The sequence below is a fragment of the Blautia luti genome, assembly GCF_013304735.1.
Lineage (GTDB): Bacteria > Bacillota > Clostridia > Lachnospirales > Lachnospiraceae > Blautia_A.
The window spans coordinates 62,900-84,342 of record NZ_JAAITI010000012.1 but is presented as its reverse complement, the minus strand read 5'-3'; the positions used below and the strand labels follow the sequence as shown (position 1 = coordinate 84,342).

The 21,443-nt window shown below is 45.3% G+C and carries 16 protein-coding genes; 5 read left to right on the top strand and 11 right to left on the bottom strand.

The window, feature by feature from the left end:
• Positions 1–101: 101 nt before the first annotated feature.
• Positions 102–4,343, top strand: coding sequence for a 2-hydroxyacyl-CoA dehydratase (locus G5B06_RS08690; protein ID WP_173771769.1), 4,242 nt, complete (start codon positions 102–104; stop codon positions 4,341–4,343).
• A 135-nt stretch (positions 4,344–4,478) separates the two neighbouring features.
• On the opposite strand, the gene G5B06_RS08685 is transcribed toward G5B06_RS08690, so the two are convergent.
• Genes G5B06_RS08685 through G5B06_RS19015 form a run of 3 tightly spaced genes read right to left on the bottom strand, consistent with a single transcriptional unit; the run spans position 4,479 to position 5,754 of the window.
• Entirely contained in the window at positions 4,479–5,102 is a 624-nt protein-coding gene (locus tag G5B06_RS08685; RefSeq protein WP_173771767.1) for a manganese catalase family protein, read from the bottom strand.
• A gap of 2 nt (positions 5,103–5,104) precedes the next feature.
• Positions 5,105–5,383 (bottom strand): spore coat protein CotJB, encoded by a 279-nt coding sequence (locus G5B06_RS08680; protein WP_148445145.1) that lies wholly within the window; start codon positions 5,381–5,383, stop codon positions 5,105–5,107.
• The gene (locus G5B06_RS19015) at positions 5,383–5,754 is read right to left on the bottom strand and encodes a spore coat associated protein CotJA (RefSeq protein ID WP_243279023.1); all 372 of its coding nucleotides are present in this window, start codon (positions 5,752–5,754) and stop codon (positions 5,383–5,385) included. Before G5B06_RS19015 ends, G5B06_RS08680 begins: the two co-directional genes overlap by 1 nt.
• A gap of 244 nt (positions 5,755–5,998) precedes the next feature.
• Between G5B06_RS19015 and trkA the strand changes: the two genes are divergently transcribed.
• Together trkA and G5B06_RS08665 are read left to right on the top strand one after the other, a co-directional pair.
• Positions 5,999–7,357, top strand: coding sequence for a Trk system potassium transporter TrkA (trkA, locus tag G5B06_RS08670; RefSeq protein WP_148444805.1), 1,359 nt, complete (start codon positions 5,999–6,001; stop codon positions 7,355–7,357).
• A 12-nt stretch (positions 7,358–7,369) separates the two neighbouring features.
• Positions 7,370–8,809, top strand: a complete 1,440-nt coding sequence (locus G5B06_RS08665; RefSeq protein ID WP_118608323.1) for a TrkH family potassium uptake protein — start codon at positions 7,370–7,372, stop codon at positions 8,807–8,809.
• A 264-nt stretch (positions 8,810–9,073) separates the two neighbouring features.
• On the opposite strand, the gene G5B06_RS08660 is transcribed toward G5B06_RS08665, so the two are convergent.
• Positions 9,074–9,976, bottom strand: coding sequence for a radical SAM protein (locus G5B06_RS08660; RefSeq protein WP_173771782.1), 903 nt, complete (start codon positions 9,974–9,976; stop codon positions 9,074–9,076).
• 245 nt (positions 9,977–10,221) lie between these two features.
• Here G5B06_RS08660 and G5B06_RS08655 point away from each other — a divergent pair, with 245 nt between their 5' ends.
• Positions 10,222–10,923 carry a response regulator transcription factor gene (locus tag G5B06_RS08655; RefSeq protein ID WP_173771765.1) on the top strand — a complete coding sequence of 234 codons (702 nt, stop codon included), beginning with the start codon at positions 10,222–10,224 and terminating at the stop codon, positions 10,921–10,923.
• 43 nt (positions 10,924–10,966) lie between these two features.
• A complete protein-coding gene (locus G5B06_RS08650) occupies positions 10,967–13,639 on the top strand; it encodes a sensor histidine kinase (RefSeq protein WP_173771762.1) in 2,673 nt (890 codons plus the stop codon).
• Positions 13,640–13,724: 85 nt separating this feature from the next.
• Here G5B06_RS08650 and G5B06_RS08645 read toward each other — a convergent pair whose 3' ends face one another.
• From G5B06_RS08645 to G5B06_RS08615, 7 genes are all read right to left on the bottom strand, one after another.
• Entirely contained in the window at positions 13,725–14,219 is a 495-nt protein-coding gene (locus G5B06_RS08645) for a deoxycytidylate deaminase (protein ID WP_173771760.1), read from the bottom strand.
• 4 nt (positions 14,220–14,223) lie between these two features.
• On the bottom strand, positions 14,224–14,652 hold the full coding sequence (rpiB, locus tag G5B06_RS08640) for a ribose 5-phosphate isomerase B (RefSeq protein WP_173771758.1): 429 nt from the start codon (positions 14,650–14,652) through the stop codon (positions 14,224–14,226).
• The gene (locus G5B06_RS08635; RefSeq protein WP_173771756.1) at positions 14,649–15,713 is read right to left on the bottom strand and encodes an L-threonylcarbamoyladenylate synthase; all 1,065 of its coding nucleotides are present in this window, start codon (positions 15,711–15,713) and stop codon (positions 14,649–14,651) included. The genes rpiB and G5B06_RS08635 overlap by 4 nt, the downstream gene beginning before the upstream one ends.
• A gap of 11 nt (positions 15,714–15,724) precedes the next feature.
• Positions 15,725–16,306, bottom strand: a complete 582-nt coding sequence (locus G5B06_RS08630; protein ID WP_173771754.1) for an HD domain-containing protein — start codon at positions 16,304–16,306, stop codon at positions 15,725–15,727.
• A 150-nt stretch (positions 16,307–16,456) separates the two neighbouring features.
• Entirely contained in the window at positions 16,457–18,715 is a 2,259-nt protein-coding gene (locus G5B06_RS08625) for a DUF2298 domain-containing protein (RefSeq protein ID WP_173771752.1), read from the bottom strand.
• A gap of 18 nt (positions 18,716–18,733) precedes the next feature.
• On the bottom strand, positions 18,734–19,444 hold the full coding sequence (locus tag G5B06_RS08620; RefSeq protein WP_173771750.1) for a glycosyltransferase family 2 protein: 711 nt from the start codon (positions 19,442–19,444) through the stop codon (positions 18,734–18,736).
• Positions 19,434–21,428 (bottom strand): hypothetical protein, encoded by a 1,995-nt coding sequence (locus G5B06_RS08615; protein WP_173762520.1) that lies wholly within the window; start codon positions 21,426–21,428, stop codon positions 19,434–19,436. The genes G5B06_RS08620 and G5B06_RS08615 overlap by 11 nt, the downstream gene beginning before the upstream one ends.
• Positions 21,429–21,443: the final 15 nt, after the last annotated feature.

Sequence of the window (21,443 nt, the reverse complement as noted above, 5' to 3'; positions counted from 1 at the left end):
CTTAAAAATCCTTTTAATAAGAAGAAATCACTCCCGCCTGACAGTAATGCCAGAGTCGGGCAACCCCTGTATAGATACAGCAAGGAGGAAATCAATTTTTTATGAAGAAACACACACTTGGAATTGACATTGGTTCCACCACTGTCAAGATCGCGATCTTAGACGAAAACGATACCCTTGTCTTCTCCGATTATGAGAGACATTTTGCAAATATCCAGGAAACACTTGCGGATCTTCTTCAGAAAGCAGAGGATCAGCTCGGTGAACTTACACTCTGCCCGGTTATCACAGGTTCCGGCGGACTGACACTTGCCAATCATCTGGAAGTACCTTTTGTACAGGAGGTTATCGCCGTATCCACTTCCCTGCAGAAGCTGGCACCAAAGACGGATGTTGCTATCGAGCTTGGAGGCGAGGATGCCAAGATCATCTATTTCGAAAACGGAAATGTAGAGCAGCGTATGAATGGCATCTGTGCCGGCGGTACCGGTTCCTTCATTGACCAGATGGCATCTCTGCTCCAGACCGATGCACCAGGTCTTAATGAATACGCCAAACATTACAAGGCTCTTTATCCCATTGCGGCACGCTGCGGTGTTTTCGCAAAGACAGATATCCAGCCGCTGATCAACGACGGAGCAACCAAGGAAGACCTTTCCGCTTCCATTTTCCAGGCAGTTGTCAACCAGACCATCTCCGGTCTTGCCTGCGGTAAACCGATCCGCGGACACGTTGCATTCCTGGGCGGCCCGCTTCACTTCCTTTCCGAACTGAAGACCGCTTTTATCCGCACCCTGAAGCTGGATGACGAACACATTATCGCGCCGGACAATTCCCATCTGTTCGCAGCTATCGGTTCCGCCCTGAACGCGAAGCAGGACGTAACCGTATCTCTTATTGAACTGAAAGAACGCATGCGTACCACCATCAAACTGGACTTTGAGGTAGAACGTATGGAGCCGCTTTTTGCCACAGAGGACGACTATCAGGCTTTCCACGACCGCCAGAGTGCCTACAAGGTAAAAACCGGCAACCTTTCTACATATAAGGGAAAATGTTTCCTGGGAATCGACGCCGGTTCCACCACTACCAAAACTGCACTGGTAGGCGAAGACGGAACACTTCTGTACTCATTCTACAGCAATAATAACGGAAATCCGCTGAAGACCACCATCGGTTCCATCCAGGAGATCTATGAACTTCTTCCGGAAGACGCCGAGATTGCCTTTTCCTGCTCCACCGGTTACGGCGAGGCCCTGATCAAAGCGGCTCTTCTTCTTGATGAAGGTGAGGTTGAGACTGTTTCCCATTACTATGCAGCTGCTTTCTTTGATCCGGAAGTAGACTGCATCCTGGATATCGGCGGTCAGGATATGAAATGCATCAAGATCCGTAACCAGACGGTAGACAGTGTACAGCTTAACGAGGCATGTTCCTCCGGTTGTGGTTCCTTTATCGAGACTTTCGCAAAATCCCTGAACTACACCGTACAGGACTTTGCAAAAGCAGCTCTTTTTGCAAAACATCCTATTGATCTTGGAACACGCTGTACTGTATTTATGAACTCCAAGGTTAAGCAGGCCCAGAAGGAAGGCGCTGAGGTTTCCGATATCTCCGCTGGTCTTGCCTACTCCGTTATCAAAAACGCCCTCTACAAGGTTATCAAGGTTTCCGATGCTTCCGAGCTTGGCAAGCATATCGTTGTACAGGGTGGTACCTTCTATAATGACGCAGTTCTCCGCAGCTTTGAGAAGATTGCCAACTGCCAGGCTATCCGCCCGGATATCGCCGGGATCATGGGTGCCTTCGGTGCTGCTCTGATCGCAAGGGAGCGCTATCAGGAGGGTGAAAAAACCTCCATGCTTTCCATCGATCAGATCAACAGCCTCCAGTACACCACCTCCATGGCAAACTGCCGCGGATGTACCAACAACTGTCGTCTGACCATCAACAAATTCTCCGGCGGCCGTAAATACATCAGCGGAAACCGCTGTGAGCGCGGACTTGGAAAGGAAAAGAACAAGGATCATATCCCGAACCTTTTCGATTACAAATATAAGAGGCTCTTTTCCTATGAACCACTTTCCGCAGATAAGGCTACCCGTGGACAGGTTGGTATCCCACGTGTTCTGAACATGTTTGAAAATTACCCGTTCTGGTATACCTTCTTTACAGAGCTGAAATACCAGGTGGTACTTTCTCCTACTTCCACACGTAAGATCTACGAGCTGGGTATCGAATCCATCCCAAGTGAATCCGAATGCTACCCGGCCAAGCTTGCTCACGGACATGTCACATGGCTGATCCGTAACGGTGTGAAATTTATCTTCTACCCATGCATCCCTTACGAACGCAACGAGTTCCCGGATGCGGTCAACCATTATAACTGCCCGATCGTTACTTCCTATGCGGAAAATATCAAGAACAATGTGGACGAGCTCAGTGATCCATCCATCACCTTCCGCAACCCGTTCCTGGCATTTACTTCCGAGGATATCCTGACAAACCGCCTTGTGGAAGAATTCCAGGATATTCCTGCTGCCGAGGTCAAAGCTGCTGCCCATAAGGCCTGGGAAGAACTTGCAGCCGTACATATGGATATCCAGAAAAAGGGTGAAGAAACCCTGCAGTACCTGAAAGAAACCGGCCGCCGCGGAATCGTTCTTGCAGGCCGTCCATACCATATTGACCCGGAAATCCACCACGGTATCCCGGATATGATCAACAGCTACGGAATCGCCGTATTTACCGAAGACTCCGTTGCACACCTTGGACATCTGGAGCGTCCCATCCGTGTCAACGACCAGTGGATGTATCACTCCCGTCTCTACTCTGCCGCAAATTTTGTAAAAACAAGAGAGGATCTGGATCTGATCCAGCTGAATTCCTTCGGATGCGGACTTGATGCCGTTACCACCGATGAGGTTTATGAGATCCTGGATGGAAGTGACAAGATCTACACCTGCCTGAAGATCGATGAGGTCAACAACCTGGGTGCGGCAAGGATCCGTATCCGTTCCCTGATCGCTGCTATCCGTGCAAAACAGGCACAGAATAAAAAAAGGAACATCAAGCCGGCTTCCATTGAGAAGATATCCTTTACCAAGCAGATGCGTAAGGAGTACACCATTCTCTGCCCGCAGATGTCTCCATTCCACTTCGGAATCTTTGAGGCTGCTTTTAAAGCATCCGGCTATAACCTGGAAGTCCTCCCCAACGACAACAAGCATGCTGTTGATGTGGGCCTTAAATATGTAAACAACGATGCCTGCTATCCGTCCCTGATGGTTGTGGGACAGATCATGGATGCTCTTCTTTCCGGCAAATATGACCTGAACAAAACTGCAGTCATCATGTCTCAGACAGGCGGCGGCTGCCGTGCCTCCAACTATATCGCATTCATCCGCCGTGCTCTGAAAAAAGCCGGCATGGAACAGATTCCGGTTATCTCCCTCAACTTAAGCGGACTGGAGAGCAACCCTGGCTTTAAGCTGACACTGCCGCTGATCAGGCGCATCGTTTACGGTGCCGTATTCGGTGATATCCTGATGAAATGCGTATATCGCATGCGTCCTTACGAGCTGGAAAAGGGTATCGTAAACCGCAAGCACAAAATCTGGGAGCAGCGCGTCATTGCCTTCGTAACAGGCAGCAGCGTCAGCCATGGTACCTTCAAAAAAATGTGCCGTGAGATGGTCCATGATTTTGATACGATCCCGATCTCCGATGAGAAAAAGCCTCGCGTTGGTATCGTAGGTGAGATCCTTGTCAAGTTCCTGCCTGCTGCCAACAACCACCTGGCAGATCTTCTGGAGGCAGAAGGGGCAGAACCGGTTGTTCCGGATCTTATCGACTTTATCTGCTACTGCTTCTACAACCAGAACTTCAAGGTTGAAAAGCTTGGATTCAAGAAATCCAAGGCAACCATCGCAAATCTTGGTCTCAGAGCCATCGACTGGCTGAGAAAAACAGCAAATGAGGCTCTAGAGCAGAGCCGCCACTTTACACCGGCCGCAGATATCCGTGATCTTGCAAAAATGGCTGCGCCCATCGTTTCTGCCGGAAATCAGACCGGTGAAGGATGGTTCCTGACCGGAGAGATGATGGAACTCATCCACGGCGGTGTCCCGAACATCGTCTGCATCCAGCCTTTTGGCTGCCTGCCGAACCACATCGTAGGAAAAGGTGTCATCAAGGAAGTTCGCCGTGAACATCCGGAAGCCAACATTGTTGCCATTGACTACGATCCAGGTGCCAGCGAAGTAAACCAGCTGAACAGGATCAAGCTTATGCTTTCCACAGCACAGAAGAATCTGCATAAAGGCGATAAAAAAGACGCATAACAAGAAATGCAGGTTACAAACATCTTTTTCCCAAAAAACAAATTCAAAGCTGCACAGCCGCAGGATCCCTGCCGGCTGTGCAGCTCTTTTTATTTCAAATATGATTCCTGTCAGACAGATTTTTTCTCTGATCCATCACTCTTCACAGGAGGCTTTGCACGGAGCATCAAAGCTCGGGTTAAAGGCATAGAAATTTTTGGCATCCAGCTGCTCCTGCACGGATCTCAGTGCTTCACCGAAACGCTGGAAATGGACTACCTCTCTTGCCCGAAGGAAACGGATGGGATCTGCAACCTCCGGGATATTTTTCACCACCCGGAGGATATTATCGTAAGTGGAGCGTGCCTTCTGTTCTGCTGCCAGATCTTCAAACAGATCCGTGATCGGATCACCCTTACTCTGGAATTCGCAGGCATTAAACGGCACTCCTCCTGCAGACTGTGGCCAGATTCCCACTGTATGGTCAATATAATACGGGCCAAGTCCACTGTTCTCGATCTCTTCCATGGAAAGATCCTTTGTCAGCTGATGAACAATGGTAGATACAATTTCCAAATGGGCTAATTCTTCCGTGCCCACATCATTCAGCACCGCTGCGACCATCCGGTTCGGTGCGGTAAATCTCTGAGAAAGATACCGCATGGAAGCGCCAATCTCGCCATCGGGCCCGCCGTACTGACTGGCGATGAACTGTGCCAGTTTTGCATTGGGCGTCTTGATATTTACAGGATACTGGAGTCTTTTTTCATAATTCCACATAACTATCTGCACCCTCCTTCCTGTTCCCACGGAAACGGCTGCTCCATCCACTGCCAGGAGCTAAGATTGCTGTCGTTTCCGGTATCGATGGTCAGCGGACCATAAAATTTCGCATATTTTTTCAGAAGTTCATTTCTTCTGGTGCTCAGTTCGCTGTAATACTCAAGAGCTCTTTTTTCCCTTGGATGTGTATCCAGGAAAAGAAGAAGGTCATCAATGGCAAAGCTTACCTGGTCAATGGACTGTAACAGTTCTTTTTTTGAAGTACAGTTTCCGGACATCATCTACGGCCTCCTCTCCTGCCACAGAACGGCTTGCAAAGCTCAGGAAAGATTGTTCCAACCTGAAGCGCCTTTTTCAGTTCAAACGTAGGTGCAAATTCCTGGCATGGCACATAAGCCATTGCAGGAACCAGATGTTTAAGATGCGAATACATCTCCTGGTCAGCACGGTTTCCGGTTCCCGGCATGTTACAGCTACAGGTTTCCTTCGGCATGTTCTGCTTCATGCTGTTGCAATGATTCCCGTTCTGGCTGCCGTGATTTGCCATATCTGAAGATGAACAATCGTTCCGGGCTGCCATCCCGCCATTCATCCCGCAGGTATACTGATATGGCCGGCATCCCGAACGATTCATCTGAAATCGGTCCATAAGCGAAATCCTTTCATTCATGATCACGCTATATTTTATGACAGTTTTTTAAACTTGTGAAAACAGGAATGTTCACTTTCCTTCACATATATCTATCTTTCTGCCATTTTTTTCTATATATACAGGAAAATATTACTGTTTAAAAATCAGATATACAGTGCTATAATATCCTTGCCTATCTTTACACGGATGGGCGCTTTTACTTATGATTTGTAGCCCTGACAGGCTATTGAAGGAGGAAATTATGCAGGTAATTATTGTAGGCTGCGGAAAAGTCGGTAGAAATCTTGCAGAGCAGCTTCAGGCAGAGGATATTGATATCACTCTCGTCGACGTTATCGCCGACAAGATCAATGATCTCTGCGAAAATATCGACGCTATGGGAATCGTCGGTAATGGTGCCAGCATCAATACTTTAATGGAGGCAGGTGTTGATACTGCAGATATCCTGATCGCAGTTACCGCTTCTGACGAGCTGAACCTTCTCTGCTGTCTGATCGCGCAGAAGGCCAACCACTGCCAGACTATCGCCCGCGTCCGTAACCCCATTTATGAAAAAGAAATCGGCTTCATCAAAGAACGTCTTGGTGTTACCATGATCATTAACCCGGAGCTTGCCGCTGCCCAGGAAATTTCACGGCTTCTCCGTTTTCCATCTGCGATCAAGATTGACACCTTTGCACGTGGTCGTGTAGAACTTCTCAAGTTTAAAGTTCTCCCGGAATTCAAGCTGGACGGAATGAGCGTTTCCCAGATCTCAGATGCTTTCCGAAGTGATATTCTGGTCTGCGCGATTGAAAGCCGTGACAATGTATCCATTCCTGGTGGTGATCACATTATACACGACGGAGATATGGTTTCCATTCTGGCCTCTCCGCTTAATGCAGCGGCATTTTTCCGTAAGATCGGTCTCAAGACCAATCAGGTCAAAAACTGTATCATCGTAGGTGGCGGAACCATTTCCTATTATCTTGCCCATGCACTTCTGGATATGAAGATCAGTGTCAAGATCATCGAGCAGAACAAAAACCGCTGTGAGCACTTAAGCGAACTGCTTCCAGATGCGACTATTATCAATGGTGACGGAACGAACCGTTCTCTTCTGCTAGAAGAAGGACTTTCCGAGTCCGAATCCTTTGTCACTCTGACAAATCTGGATGAGGAAAATGTATTTCTTGCCCTCTTTGCCAAAAGCATCTCCGATGCCAAGCTGGTTGCCAAGGTCAACCGTCTGGAATTTGATGATGTCATCGACTCCCTGGATATCGGAAGTGTCATCTACCCGAAAAATATCACTGCTGATTATATCCTGCAGTATGTCCGTGCCACTCAGAACAGCATCGGCAGCAACGTAGAAACCCTTTATCATATTCTGGATGGCAATGCAGAAGCACTGGAATTTGCGATCCGTGAGGAATCTGCCGTAACTTATATCCCTCTTGCAGAGCTGAATCTCCGCAAGAATCTTCTGGTGGGATGCCTGAACCGCAACGGCCGCATCCGCATTCCCCGTGGTCAGGATACCATTCAGGTAGGCGACACGGTCATCATTGTAACCACTCACAAAGGCCTCCGTGACATCACAGACATACTTGCAAAATAGAGGTACTGAAAAATGAATTATTCAATTATTGTTTATATCCTGGGATGGATCATGAACGTGGAAGCAGTCTGCATGTTGGTTCCCAGTATCACAGCCCTTATCTACCGTGAAAAAGCCGGAATCGCCTTTGTGATCACAATTCTGGCATGCCTGGCGATCGGTGTTCCACTGGTCAGCCGCAAACCGTCCAAGAAAGCGTTTTACGCCCGTGAAGGCCTTGTGACTACTGCTTTAAGCTGGATCGTCCTCAGTATTGTCGGTGCTGTGCCGTTTGTGCTCAGCGGAGCTATCCCGAATCCCATTGATGCTTTTTTTGAGATTGTTTCCGGTTTCACTACAACCGGTTCCAGTATTCTCTCCGATCCATCACAGATGCCTTACAGCATCAATATCTGGAGATGTTTTTCCCACTGGATCGGTGGTATGGGTGTTCTGGTATTTATCCTGACACTGCTTCCGCTTGCAGGTGGCTATCATATGAACCTTATGAAGGCAGAAAGCCCCGGTCCTTCCGTAGGAAAGCTTCTTCCAAAAGTCCAGTCAACTGCCAAGATCCTGTACAAGATCTACATTGCACTCACTGTTGCACTGATCATCCTCCTGCTTCTTGGGGGGATGCCTCTTTACGACAGTCTCTGTGCAGCATTTGGAACTGCCGGAACCGGTGGGTTCGGAATCAAATCCGACAGTATGGGAAGTTACAGCTTATATATTCAGATCGTCATCACTATCTTTATGATCCTGTTTGGCGTTAACTTCAATGTCTATTTTCTTCTTCTCACCAGGAAGTTTTCTCAGGCATTGAAATCTGAAGAGGTCCGCTGCTACTTCTTTGTGATCATCGCTTCTGCCCTGATGATCACACTCAATGTCCGACATCTGTTTGACAATGTGTGGGAAGCACTTCAACAGGCATTTTTCCAGGTTGGTTCTATTATCACCACCACCGGTTATGCCACTACGGATTTTAACCAGTGGCCTGCGGTATCCAGAACGATTCTGGTACTGCTTACCTTCTGTGGTGCCTGTGCTGGCAGTACAGGCGGCGGAATCAAGATTTCCCGTCTTCTGCTTCTTGCAAAATCTGTTCGCAAGGAACTGCATCTTTATCTGCATCCCAATGCAGTAAAAAAGATCAAAATGGACGGAAAAGCGGTGTCTCACGAAGTTATGCGTGCCACCAATATTTATATGATCGTTTATCTGATGATCGTGGCTGCCTCTATCTTTATCATCAGTTTTGATGAATTTGATCTTGTAACAAATTTCACAGCCGTAGTCACCACTTTAAACAATGTGGGTCCCGGTCTTTCCCTGATCGGTCCTACAGGAAACTTCGGGATCTTTTCTCCGCTGTCCAAGCTGGTCCTTTCTTTCGATATGCTGGCCGGCCGACTGGAGTTGTTCCCGATTCTAATTCTTTTCCTCCGGGAAACCTGGAAAAAATTCTGACAAAAACAAAAAGCCGGAGAAACGGACTTCTTTTTTATCCGTTTCTCCGGTTTTTATTCCCTGTCATACAGGCATAACCGTTATATTTTAAGCATATTTTGTCATGTTTGCGTCATAAATCGCATTTTTTCACATTTATTTCAAATGTTAGACACACTTTCTTCACATTTTTCCTGTATATTATTAGCCATAGAAAGTGATGAGCTTTCTATAATATTTTTCTTTTTCATACGCGCCGGTACGAGAGTACCGGCCTCCTTCCATTTATGGGGTATTTTTTTCCACCCCTTCGTAATCGAATTCCGGAATGAAGCTTTCTGAAGCAGTTTCCCCTTCCTGTATAAATCCATTCTGAATTCCCATCTCTACAGCAGCATCCAGAACTTTTTCATATTCCCGTTTTGTTACTTTTCTGTTTAATTCCTTAAATTCTCCAAATTCCCTCACCGGTGTATACTGATTCATAATACTGATGTAAATCTCTTCCCCGTAGGTTTCATGAAGATAGCGCAGAACTTTCCTGGAATTTCTCGTATGTCCTGGCAGGATCAGATGGCGGACAATGGTTCCTTTCCTGATATATCCATCTTCTCCAAACTGACAGCTTCCACTCTGACGTACCATCTCTTTAATCGCAGCTTTTGCCCTTTCCACATAGTCCGGTGCATGAGAAAATTTCTGTGCCAGATCCGGTTCCATATATTTGAAATCCGGAAGATAAATATCCACATATCCTTCCAGCAGTTTCAATGTTTCCAGTTTTTCATAACCACTGGAATTATACACTACAGGAAGATCCATTCCCTGCATTCTTGCAAGATTCAGTGCCTTTATAATCTGCGGTACATAATGTGCACCTGTCACCAGATTGATATTGGCAGCACCTTTTTCTTTCAGTTCCAGAAAAATTTCTCCAAGCCTTTCCACACTTACTGCCAATCCTCTGCTTCCAATAGCAATATCATGATTCTGGCAGAAACAACAACGCAGCCCGCATCCGGAAAAGAACACCGCTCCGGAACCTTTTGTTCCGGAAATGCAGGGTTCCTCCCACATATGCAGTGCTGCTCTTGCCAGATAAATGGTCCCATCCATCCCGCAGAAACCTTTTTTCCCGGAACTACGGTCCACATGGCATTCTCTCGGACAGAGTGTACAGGCGGACATCATTTTTCCGGCTACGCTATCTATGCTTTTTTCGTTCTCCACGTTACTTTCTCCTGATCTTTTTCTGTTATTAAGACATTTCCATTTACATAGTTTAGCACATCCACCCAGTTATCAACAAGCCCTTCTCGGTTTACACGATACAGTTAATATAGTACAATGAATTTCATGGAATCTTAAGAATTTACCCCTTTCGTCTTAATTTCCGGCTGCTATTCTAATTAACATCAGGGAGGTACAAAAAAGTGGATAACATACTTGTCTGCGATGACGACAAAGCAATCGTAGAAGCAATCGAAATCTATCTTACACAGGAAGGCTATCACATCCTGAAAGCCTACGACGGACAGGAGGCTCTGGATATTCTTACCAGGGAACCAGTAGATCTGCTGATCATGGATATCATGATGCCCCATCTTGACGGGATTCGGGCAACCGTCAAAATCCGGGAAAATAATCCGCTTCCGATCATCATCCTGTCTGCAAAATCCGAGGACACAGATAAAATTCTCGGACTTAATATCGGTGCCGATGATTACATCACCAAACCTTTTAATCCTCTGGAACTGATTGCCAGAGTGAAATCACAGCTGCGCCGCTATACACAACTTGGTTCCGTCGCACCAGCGGCATCGGAGCATATCTATACCACCGGTGGCCTTACAGTAAATGACGACAAAAAAGAAGTTCTGGTAGATGGGGAACCGGTACGAATGACACCCATCGAATATAACATTCTCCTTCTTCTCATGAAAAATCAGGGACACGTTTTCTCCACCACACAGATCTATGAAAGTATCTGGAATGAAGATGCCCTGGCAGCAGACAACACCGTGGCTGTACATATCCGCCACATCCGTGAAAAGATCGAAATCAATCCCAGAGAACCACGCTATCTGAAAGTTGTCTGGGGCCTGGGTTACAAAATTGAAAAGCTTAGCCGGTAATCCATCCGGCACTTGAAGTCTTCGTACTTCAGAAAGGGGTATTATGCGTACAAACAAACATAAAGGAACAAATCGGTCTCTTATGAGGATTCCCGCTCTTGTCCTTGGCCTTATCCTGCCGCTGGTCATGGCATTTTCAGCGGCACTGGTGATCCAGGCAGGGATCCAGATGGATTCCGTCAATGATCTCAGAACAAAGGATTATTTCCAGACTTCTGCCTTTTCCAATGATTTCTACACCAAAATTTCTACTATCCTGAACGGAATCTCGGCCAGAGAAATTCTGGATCAAGCAGATGAAAACACGTACATTGATCTTGGAGAACTTTACAACGGAGATTCTCTTTCCTTCAAAAACACCTCCGGTCTTGCCTACTCCTTTAACGATCTTAAAGAATGGGGCCTGCAGAGCATAAATTCCGATGATGACTGGATCGTCTTGGGCCTCACCACCCCGGAAGGCAAAACCGAATATATGTATTATTCCGATTTTTCCAAAGCTCTGGAAGATGGCACCCTGCAGCTGAATGCATTGCAAGGCGCTCTGAAATCCGAAGGAATTTCCCAGAATGACTGGACAGATCGGGTTCTTTCTTCTTTAAAAGCAGAATATGCAGCCAGCGGCATCCGGGAAATGGAACCTCTTGAAAATATTACCGACAAAAATGGAAATATCGTTTACACAGATGTGGCAGATATGCTTACTCCGGTCTTCAAAATTCCCTGTGCACCGGAAGGCTATGACAGCCTCCTGGACTATATGAATTCCACCTCATCCCAAACCAGGAATTTCAAGGGAACCCTGACCGATGCTTTTGAACAGCTGGATAATGCCCGTGAGCTTTTTTCCAACTGGACAGCTGCTACCCAGGCACTGAATGAATACAACAGCGGCAGCTCCAATATCCGCTACGCCTATACAGATAACAGCACAAACAATATCTTCACAAACACAGATGCAGGCTACACTTCCGATCTGACTCACATTTCCGGCTTTTCGAACAAAAAGCCTTATGTGCTCCTGGATGTTAATGACACTGCAAAAACCGAGAAAGATGCCCAGAGTGGTCTTACCAATCTAAATCTTTCCTCTGAGCCGAGTTCTTCCATTGAAAGCTGGATCAATCTTCTTCGAAACTCCACATACGATGAAAACTGCAGTTTTCTGGCCTGGATTGATGACACCAGCCTTCCTGTAGCGGATTCCGTAAAAACTGCCAGACAGTATTTCCAGACTTACCGTACTTTATTTATCCCGGCTGCAATAGTCGCTGTGGTCAGTTTTCTGCTCTTTCTCATGGATTTTATCTGGCTTACAATCCATACAGGAAAAAGGAATTCTGATGAGGGCAGTACTGGCAATATACAGCCAGAGCTGAACTTTTTTGACCGGATTGATACTGAAATAGCGGCAGGGCTTGTATGTATCCCGACACTTGGTATATTGAGTACAGGGCTGAATCTGCAATATGCTACCAATAATCATATCGCTTCCATGATCATCATCGGGATCATGATTTTCCTGATCTCCTGCATGTTCTGGATTGGTTATTTAAGCCTGGTCCGCAGGATCAAAGCGCACACTCTGTGGAAAAACAGCTTCCTTCGCAGATGCCTGAAATTCCTCCGTCTGTGCCTGCACAAAGTCGGGAAACTGATCAAGTTTTTCTCCAGAAACACCATCAGCAGAATTCGCATGGTAATAGTACTTGGCGTATTTCTGTTCCTTGAGTTTTTCTTCAGTGCCCTGATTTCTGCATCCGGTGGCTGGTTTTTGATGTTTTTACTGCTTTTTCTTCTGGATCTGGGCGCCCTTTTCTTTGTCTATAAAATTGCTCTTGGACGGGAACTTCTCCTTGATGGCCTGAAACGGATCACAGACGGGGAACTCACTTACAAGATCCCGGAAGAAAAGCTTCGTGGGGATCAGAAAGAGATGGCGCAGTACATCAACCGAATTGGCGACGGTCTTGATGCTGCTGTAGAAAAAAGCCTGAAAGACGAACGTTTGAAAACGGAACTCATCACCAACGTTTCCCATGATCTGAAAACTCCGCTGACTTCCATCATCAACTATGTAGATCTTCTGAAAAGAAAAAATTTCACGGACCAGGAAGTTCTGAAATATCTGGACATTCTGGATTCCAAATCCCACCGTCTGAAAAGCCTGACAGAAGATGTTGTGGAAGCGTCCAAAGCAAGTACCGGAAACCTGTCTCTGGAAATGTCAGACCTGAACTTTGTGGAAATGCTTTATCAGGTAATGGGAGAATTTGAAGAACGCCTGGAAGACCGGCATCTAACACTGATGACACATTTTCCGGATACTCCTGCCATGATTTTTGCGGATGGCAGACGAATGTGGCGTGTCCTTGAAAATCTTTTCGGAAATGTTCTGAAATACGCCATGGAAAATACAAGAGTCTATGCAGAAGTCCTTCTGAAAAACAATCAGATCATCTTTACTTTGAAAAATATTTCCGCACAGCCTTTAAACATTCCTGTGGAAGAACTGACCGAACGTTTTATCCGTGGTGATGTTGCCCGGAACACTGAGGGCAGCGGTCTTGGATTATCCATTGCGCAGAGCCTGACACAGCTTCAGGGTGGAACTTTTAACCTCTATCTGGATGGCGATCTTTTTAAAGTATGCTTAAGTTTTCCCCAGAAGATATCTCCCACAGCTTTATCCGGACCGGATGAATCACACTCCTGAACATTTATAAAAGAAACAGCAGCTTGGATCCTGATGATGCATCAGGCCGAAGCTGCTGTTTTCTCTTATTTCTATTATTTATTTTTTATACCCTGATCGTAATCTCACGGTCTGTCCGGTTATATTTATAATACCGTACTCCGGCTGCATCCAGCATTTTTTTGGATGCAATCACGGAAGGGGTATCTGCATATTTATCGCAGTCATATACTACCGTTTTGATTCCTGCCTGAATAATTGCCTTGGCACATTCGTTACATGGAAAAAGTGACACATAAAGCTTGGCTCCTTCCAAACTTCCGCCTCTGTAATTCAGAATGGCATTCAGCTCACTGTGCGTCACATAAAGATATTTGGTATCCAGAGGTTCCCCTTCTCTTCCCCACGGAAACACATCGTCGGAACAGCCTTTTGGAAATCCATTATATCCCATTGACAGGATCTTGTTATCTTCACTTACAATACAGGCACCTACCTGTGAATGCGGGTCCTTGGAACGCATACCGGAAAGCATGGCCACTCCCATAAAATACTCATCCCAGGAAAGATAATCCTTACGTTTCTGTCCTTTTTTATCCATAAGCTTAATCCTCGATCATGTTGATCCTTCTGATATGACGCTCATCACCGGAAAACGGTGTATCCAGGAATATGTCCACAATCTTCAGAGCAAGTCCCGGACCTACTACACGACCTCCCATAGCCAGAATATTGGCATCGTTATGAAGTCTTGTCGCTTCTGCAGTAAAGCAGTCCGTACAAAGTGCGGCACGGATTCCTTTGAATTTATTTGCTGTGATGGAAATTCCGATTCCTGTACCACAGATCAGAATACCTTTCTCACACTCACCGTTTACAATAGCCTCGGCAACTTTTTTTCCGTAAACCGGATAATCTACAGATTCAGGACCATTGCATCCGTAATCTTTATACTCCAGATCTCTCTCTTCCAGATGTTTTTTGACCTCCTGCATCAGCTCATATCCGCCGTGGTCACATCCCAGTGCTATCATTTTTCTTCCTCCTCAACGTTGATAATTTTATGACCAGCCGCTTTCAGTAAGCGGTTCATGATCGCCTGTCCCATTCTTGGTGTAAAAAATGCCTCTGAATAAATGGCGCTTACATTACAGCTGTCAAATTCACGAAGTACTTCATAAAGATGATGTGCAATGGTTTCTTCCTGCTCTCTGCTTCCAATACTCTTTATAATACCATGTGAATATCTGCTTTTTGTTTCGTCTGTTGCAATAATTCCCACTGTCTGTCCATTCTCCTGTGCAGCCAGTGCTCTCTTTTCAATTTCTGCAATAACCCGTTCCGTTGGGCCTTCCACAATTGCAAGATCCGCTTTCGGGGCATAGTGACGATATTTCATTCCCGGTGCCTTCGGATGTACCTTGCTGTCCGGTTTGATCAGTCCCTTATCCATCCGCACCTCACCCAGCGTTTCCTGAAGCATTTCCAGGGAAATATATCCTGGCCGTAGTACGACCGGTACCTCTTCCGTAAAATCCACAATGGTAGATTCCAGTCCGATATTCACCTGTCCGCCATCAATAATCATATCAATGGCATCTCCCAGATCTTCCGCTACATGTCCTGCTGTGGTAGGGCTCGGTCTTCCGGAAGTATTGGCACTTGGCGCTGCAACATATCCCCCGGCCGCAAGAATCAACTCCTGTGCAATCCGGTCACTTGGAAAACGTACTGCCACGCTGTCCAACCCGCCGGTTGTTTCCTTTGGTACAATATCTGCCTTCGGAAGAATCATGGTCAACGGTCCCGGCCAGTATTTTTCTGCCAGAATCCTTGCTTTCTCCGGAACCTCCGTGACAATCTTATCCAGATCACGGATATCTGCAATATGTATGATCAACGGATTATCTGATGGCCTTCCCTTGGCCGCATATATTTTCATAGATGCTTTTGGGTCCAGTGCATTTCCTCCGAGACCATATACCGTCTCTGTAGGAAATGCTACAAGGCCTCCGTTTTTCAGGATTTCCCCGCCTCTGGCAATTGCATCCATATCGATATGTTCCGCTGTCATAACTGCTATTTCTGCTTTCATTTTACGCTCCATTACTGTCTGATATAAATTCCCTGCTCTTCAATAAAATCTTCCAGATCCTGCAGTGCATCCTGCGCCCAGGTTTCCGACTTCTGAAAAGCTTCCGGGAAAAACATTTCTTTTACAATTTTTTTACCGGTTTCTGTCTTAAATATCTTTTCCGCACTTGTTTTTATATGTTCTCTGTCAAGTCCGTCCTCAAAATAGTTTACAAGAAAATCTGCTTCCACAAGAATCTGGTAATCCATTCCATCAATATTCCTGTAGGTGTGATGATGCCCTACCAGATATTCTACTCTTCGGATTACCTTTTCCTGAAAGCCAAGTCTCCCCAGCATTTCCCTTGCAGCTGCCGGACCTTCTGCTTCCTGCGTCTTTCCATCCGAACGGCCATATTTTTCCATTCCGATCTTAATTCCAATATCATGGACAAGCGCCGCAGCTTCCAATGTATACATTGTGCTTTCATCCAGCCCCTCTCCCTGGCCAATCAGCCTGGAAAAACTGTGTACCTTCACAAAATGCTGAATATGTTTGGGATCACCCTGGTAATAGCGGATCATTTCCATATAAAGCCTGTCAATTCTGTTCATAAATCTTCCTCCTCCCGCTATAATGCCGCAGAAGCAACATTCTTCCTCATAAATTTACCTGTAATATGTCTATTATAGCGTTATCACAGAAAAATTGTCAATCTTTTGCAGGCTTTCCTGCGAATCATCCGAAGATTTCTGTTTATCCCTTTACTGTCCACTTACTTTTACAATATAGGTTCCTGATGTCACATCCACATAGGCAATACTTCCAAGGCTCTGAAGCAGGCTGTCATTGAGATCGGTACCATACTTTTCTTTTTCCTGTCCACCTACAAAAATATAGGAAATGTCATATTTCTTTACAAGAGATTTCACGGTTTCCACATCGCCGGATGTATAAATAGTCTGAATATCTGCACTTTTCTGATTAAGATCCGGCACGTCGTTTCTCCACAGCCACTCGTGAACATACCAGCCAAGTACCGTAGGAAGGCCTGTCGACGCAGAGACTCTTTCATATCCGCTGTAACTGTCACCATTGGCTTCCAGCACAACCGGAGATCCCTCAATATTCTGTTTCAGCCAGCGAATTGCTGCCGCATCCTGCGGAAAATCGGTTTCCAGAAATGTAGTTGCATTCAGTCCCTGATATTTTGACGGATTCCATACTTCCCCAAACCAGGAATGTACTGCATTTCCAAAGTATCCCACTGTCCAGATCAGCACAAAAAGCCCTATGCCTGAAAGGACTTTGACGATCTTCTGTCTTGAAACTACCAGCATTCTGTAGATTCCATAGCCCATAGTCATTCCAAACAAAATATATGCCTGATACGTAAGTTTGAACATGGTGTTCGCTCTGGCATTTCCGTTTTCATAGATATCTCTTACATACACAAGTTCCGGAATGATAATCAGTCCGATGGCACAAAGCCCCATAATTACCGCAAAAAGATCCGGAACTGTAACCGCTTCCAGAAGTCTGTACAGGCTTTTATGCTTCATGCCTCTCAGTTTTTCCACAAGAATGGAAACAATCAGCAGAACAGTCAGTACTACCGGAAGGCCCCAGAGAATCAGAAGCTGATACCAGAGAGAGTGATGCTGTGCCAGTGCAACTCCCTGTACCATCGTTTCAAATTTCAGAGTAAACGGCAGAATAACCAGATAGGAAATCACAATAATCTCTGCAGCCTGCAAAACAGTCACAGAAAGAATTCTGGTGATTTTTCCGCCAAAACGGATAATATTCGCAATCAGGACAACACCGCCGGTTACCACAAAATAAATTACAAAATCCCAATAGTTTGTCCACTGGAACATTCCAAGAAGCACTGCAGCCAGAAGAATATGCGGCATCAAAAGCTGTCTGAGCCAGAAATCTCTCAGGTCCTGTTTTTCCGGTTCCGGTCCTCTGTTTCGAACTTTTTTAAACCACGCATAAAGAAGCCCCACCAGAAATGTCACAAACATCACATTCACCACATGGGCGTGAAGATCTCCCAGAACAAAAGAATAGCTCGGGAACTCATGAATGGTTTTGTCGCTTTCATTCAGCGGATTATAGCCTATATAACGGGTGGCATCCGGAAACCAGTAACTGGCACTTTCTTCCACTCCCTGTATTTTATGGAGCAGTGGCAGAACACAGCGATAGACAATATAATGTACATTTCCCGCAATGGAAACGGAAATGCCTGCAGTCACTCCCGCAAGAGACGGCAGATATTTTTTCTTTCCGCTCATACGCCCGTAGAGCCTGTCCTTGGTCATCTGGCGTACCAGAGAAAATGGATACACAAACGCAAAAGCAGCCACAAACGTACGCATCAGATTATAGGTTACTTCCACTCTGCTGCCTGTAAGCTTCGTAAGAAAGACTGCAAAATACTGACCACCGTAATAATAATTAATGGTTCCCTGAGAGTACCAGAGATCCCTTGCCGGCAGTGTTTTGCTCCGCATCATGGCTTCCATAAATCCGTAATCCATAAATTTCTCTGTTCCATATGCCTGAGGACGAAATCCTGCCAGATATGTCCAGAGAAGAAAAATACCGAAAAACAGAAGCTCCTCTCTGAAAATCAGGTGCATTTTCCCCGTTGGAATACATTCAATTCCATGTTTCTGCTGTACATGAAACAAAATAACACAGATTACCCCACAAAATACGGACACTCCCGCACAGGATGCAAAAGTAAATGGAAGAATTTCCACCGCCACAAGAAACCAGGTAAGAAATCCTGTTATGGCAATTGCCAAAACTTTCGAAAAAAGCCATCCTTTATCTTCAAATCCATCAAAAAGTCTTCCGGTCAGCGGCATTGCAATCATTCCCATAAAAAGGGCCAGAAGCCACCAGGTCCAGAAAGTCCATACATCTCCGCCAAGAAGATAGGCAGAAAGAGCGATCAGAACCACCGCCGCAACTGACTCCGGAAGTATTTCCCTGATTTTTACTTTCATCTTTCTGTTCCTCCTGTATCAGATTCTGTGACGCAGGCGCATGAAATCATGAAATGCCTGTTTGCCTATTGGTATAATTCGCTTCATATTAATAGAATTTTTTCCAGCCTGACGTGGACGGAAGGTGATCGGGATGTATTCCACATGCAGATGATGTTTCTCATAGATCACTGTCATCAGTACATTGGACAGGAAAAATCCGTCCGGAATCCGTTTCAGTACTTTTTTAAGCTGCTTTCCGTTCATCAGCCGGTAAGGAGTATTCGCATCTTTTACCCACGTTTTAAATATGAGAAACAGCACAAGGCGGAGAACTCTTGTCACAAAAAGTCTTGAAATTCCATCTTCTCTTTTTTTCCGGTATCCGATAAGAAGACCACATTCTTTTCGTTTTTCCCAGAACTGCCAGAATTCCTCCGGAAGCGTCTGTCCGTCAGTATCTGTCTGAAAAACATAATCTGCTCCGGCGTCAACCGCATAATGATACCCTCTAAGAATAGTTCCTCCATGACCTTCATTGGGCTTGTCAATTCCGATAAGACGGTCATATTTCTCCTGATATTTCCGGATCTTCTCATATGTTCCGTCCTTACTTCCATCATTTAGGATCACCAGACGGCTGTCTCCTCCAATTTTTTCCACAACCGGATACCACTGTTCAATCACAGCTCCGATATTTTTTTCTTCATTATATGCAGGCATAATAATGTACAAACTGTCATGTTTCATAAACTCTTATTCTCCCATCCTCCGACTTATAAACCAACGGATACGTCTTCTTTATAATATCTTCACGACATTCCTGCTGCTCAAATTCCATATCTTCCTCAAACAGAATGTACGTGATTTTTTCCTTTTTCACTGTTGTTTTCAAAACCTGCGGATCGTCTGTTGTGTAAATCATTACCGCCTGCCCGGCTCTGTAATTTGTATCGTATCCTGCTGACCAGGCATAATAAGGCCATCCACAGTAAAGCATCGCACCTGACATGGTAACTTCATTCATGGTATATTCCGGTGTCAGAAGAAGATCGTTTTTCTTGAGGTTTGAAGAAAGCCAGTCTGTAAGGCTGCTTTCCATATCTACGGTCATGCGATGTGCGGAATCATTATCCAGCAAAATTACCACAAAATCATAAACACCCGTTCCTATCAGGCAGATACATAAGATTACACAGGCCACTTTACAGCTCCACTTCTTCCATTTCGTTTTCCCTGACAGAAAAATATTCCTTACTACCCATCCCCAGAACACCGTAACAAACGCATAAGATATCATCACATATTTATGGTTCACATTGATATCCGGAGTCAGTGATATCAGAAAAGCAAACAGCATCGGAAGAAGAAAACCTCCAAGAATTACCCTTTCACTTCTCTTCAGAAAGACAGCAACAACAACCAATCCGATAAAGAAAAATCCACTGATCTGAGCCAGATACCAGAGTACACCGGTTACCGTGGCATGATCTGCCAGAAATCCCCAGTAAAGAGAAGGGCTCATAACACTTCCGGATACAAAAATCTTTGACTGAAGTTCCGAGAAAAAAACAGCCAGCGCCGCACAAATAGCATAATCCAGCTTTCCATCGGAAAATACCGCAAAACCGGCTAGAATTAAAAGTCCTCCAATGAGTGCAGCCCCATTCCAGAAAGCAGTAAGCCCCAAAAACAAGCCCATCAGAATTGCTGTATCCACATTTCTGCAAATCCATGCTTCTCTGGTAAAAAAGCAATTTCGAATCCACAGAATTCCTTTCTCTTTACGGCCACTTCCTGCTTCTACCCAGTCCATAAAAATCCATATGGCCACAGCCACTATCAGAAGACCAAAAGCAAGATGCCTCTGATTCAGATATACATTAAAATTCCAGAGTCCCCAGTTTTCATTGGTTGTATATCCAATAAATACCGTATTTTCTGTCAGCGCCTGTATAAGATTTCCAGTTCTGATATTCTCCCACAAATATCTCCAGAACGCAGTTCCGCTCCGAAAAAAAAAGAACAGCAGAGAAAATGCACCTGCCCAGAAACTGAAAAACATCCGGTAACTGATTGCATAAAGCACCATAAGAAATCCTACCAGCGACAGAATACTTACCAGATTGTATCCCAGATCCAGCCGAAGTCCCAGATATTCCAGATTTCCTACCAGAAACTGAAACATAAAATGGTACTTCACATCCTGTCCTCCGTAATGAGGATACTGTGTAGGAAAATTATTTCCTCTTGAAAAAGAGCGCATCATTGCAGTATGAGGTGCATAATCACCATATACAGAAAAACCGGAATACAGCACTCCGTCTTTCATATGAAAGACATAAAACATAATCCAGGTTACAAAAAACGCCAGTATCACAAACAGACATATTTCTTTTTTCAGGATCCATCTTCTGGTAACCATATTTCCTGCTGAAAATACTGTTTTTCCGTTCTTACGTTTCCGGTGAAAATTCATCAGAAAAATCAGTGCCGTTACCAGCATCACCAATAAATTCCCATAAAAAAGAGGATGTTCTGTTCCCACACATACACTGAATATCCAGGAAACAATATATACTGCCCATGTCAGCATCAGCGTACCTGTTCCAAAAGCAGCCGGAAGGATCACCCATATCCGATTTCCTTTTTCAGTTGTCTGGTGCGGAAACAGACATCCCACCATTTCCATTCCTGTTAATATACATAATATAAGATAGATAATTCCAAACATAGGATTCTCCTCAAT

What these genes read in the sequence shown, in the direction of transcription:
- G5B06_RS08690 (WP_173771769.1), top strand. Translation starts at nt 102, where the DNA reads ATGAAGAAACACACACTTGGAATTGACATTGGTTCCACCACTGTCAAG.
- G5B06_RS08685 (WP_173771767.1), bottom strand. Translation starts at nt 5,102, where the DNA reads ATGTGGAATTATGAAAAAAGACTCCAGTATCCTGTAAATATCAAGACG.
- G5B06_RS08680 (WP_148445145.1), bottom strand. Translation starts at nt 5,383, where the DNA reads ATGTCCGGAAACTGTACTTCAAAAAAAGAACTGTTACAGTCCATTGAC.
- G5B06_RS19015 (WP_243279023.1), bottom strand. Translation starts at nt 5,754, where the DNA reads ATGGACCGATTTCAGATGAATCGTTCGGGATGCCGGCCATATCAGTAT.
- trkA (WP_148444805.1), top strand. Translation starts at nt 5,999, where the DNA reads ATGCAGGTAATTATTGTAGGCTGCGGAAAAGTCGGTAGAAATCTTGCA.
- G5B06_RS08665 (WP_118608323.1), top strand. Translation starts at nt 7,370, where the DNA reads ATGAATTATTCAATTATTGTTTATATCCTGGGATGGATCATGAACGTG.
- G5B06_RS08660 (WP_173771782.1), bottom strand. Translation starts at nt 9,976, where the DNA reads ATGTCCGCCTGTACACTCTGTCCGAGAGAATGCCATGTGGACCGTAGT.
- G5B06_RS08650 (WP_173771762.1), top strand. Translation starts at nt 10,967, where the DNA reads ATGCGTACAAACAAACATAAAGGAACAAATCGGTCTCTTATGAGGATT.
- G5B06_RS08645 (WP_173771760.1), bottom strand. Translation starts at nt 14,219, where the DNA reads ATGGATAAAAAAGGACAGAAACGTAAGGATTATCTTTCCTGGGATGAG.
- rpiB (WP_173771758.1), bottom strand. Translation starts at nt 14,652, where the DNA reads ATGATAGCACTGGGATGTGACCACGGCGGATATGAGCTGATGCAGGAG.
- G5B06_RS08635 (WP_173771756.1), bottom strand. Translation starts at nt 15,713, where the DNA reads ATGAAAGCAGAAATAGCAGTTATGACAGCGGAACATATCGATATGGAT.
- G5B06_RS08630 (WP_173771754.1), bottom strand. Translation starts at nt 16,306, where the DNA reads ATGAACAGAATTGACAGGCTTTATATGGAAATGATCCGCTATTACCAG.
- G5B06_RS08625 (WP_173771752.1), bottom strand. Translation starts at nt 18,715, where the DNA reads ATGAAAGTAAAAATCAGGGAAATACTTCCGGAGTCAGTTGCGGCGGTG.
- G5B06_RS08620 (WP_173771750.1), bottom strand. Translation starts at nt 19,444, where the DNA reads ATGAAACATGACAGTTTGTACATTATTATGCCTGCATATAATGAAGAA.
- G5B06_RS08615 (WP_173762520.1), bottom strand. Translation starts at nt 21,428, where the DNA reads ATGTTTGGAATTATCTATCTTATATTATGTATATTAACAGGAATGGAA.